The organism is Brachyspira pilosicoli (genome assembly GCF_008016535.1).
Taxonomy (GTDB): domain Bacteria; phylum Spirochaetota; class Brachyspiria; order Brachyspirales; family Brachyspiraceae; genus Brachyspira; species Brachyspira pilosicoli_A.
This window is the reverse complement of sequence record NZ_SAXY01000098.1, coordinates 1-904: the sequence shown is the minus strand read 5'-3', so window position 1 is coordinate 904 and position 904 is coordinate 1. Positions and strand designations below refer to the sequence as shown.

Annotated in this window: 1 protein-coding gene; it reads left to right on the top strand. The window is 27.9% G+C overall.

Annotated elements, in window-relative coordinates:
- Window positions 1-904: DDE-type integrase/transposase/recombinase (locus tag EPJ72_RS12875; RefSeq protein ID WP_147732506.1), on the top strand; the 904-nt coding region annotated here is incomplete at both ends.

The following is a 904-nucleotide window of genomic DNA, read 5'->3' as shown; positions in this document are numbered from 1 at the left end:
AACCTAAAAATATTAAAAGATTTTTAAAGATAGAAGAAATACCCAAATCTACTTTTTATGCTTGGCTTAAAAAATATAAAGACACTGGAACTGTCGCCAATTTTAGCACTAGACCAAAAACTTCCCCAAATATCTTTAATAATCAAGAAGCTATTAATTTAATTATTAAACTCTATACTAAAGAATATCGAGGTAAGCATTATATTAAAGCATATTTAAATCGTAAAGGAATTAAGATAGGTGTTACAGCTATAGAGAATGTACTAAAAAGAAATAATCTTTGGAGATATAAAACAAAAAAGAAAAAGAAGCGATATGATAAGCGTAAATTTGTCTCTAAAATACAAAAAGAAGGCAAAATAGTTCAAATAGACACTAAATATATCAAATTAGGCAGAAAAACAGTTTATCAATTCACTGCTGTAGATTTAGCTACTCGTTATAGTTGGAGGCAAATCTATGAGGATAAAACACCTTATAGTGCTTTATCTTTCTTAAAATATGTCTTAAAAACTTCACCTTTTAGGATACAAGCTATACAAACTGCGACCGAAGGAAGTGCCTGTGGCAACAATGGTAGAGAATATACATACCGCTGTATCAATACCTCTAAAATCAATATTTTTGATGAATACTGCTTGAAAAATAAATTAGAGAGAAGATATATTCCTATAGCAACACCAAGATACAATGGCATAGTAGAAAGAGTACACGGTATAGACGAAAGAGAATTTTATTCACGATTAAATAAAAATATAACTGTAGAATTATTGAGAGAAAAATTAAAAGAATATACACATTTTTATAACAATCAAAGATTGATTTCTTCGTTATTGTATATTACAATCAAAGAAAGAATCAAAAATATTATAGCAAGTAAAAGTACAATATCTATGGCTCCATG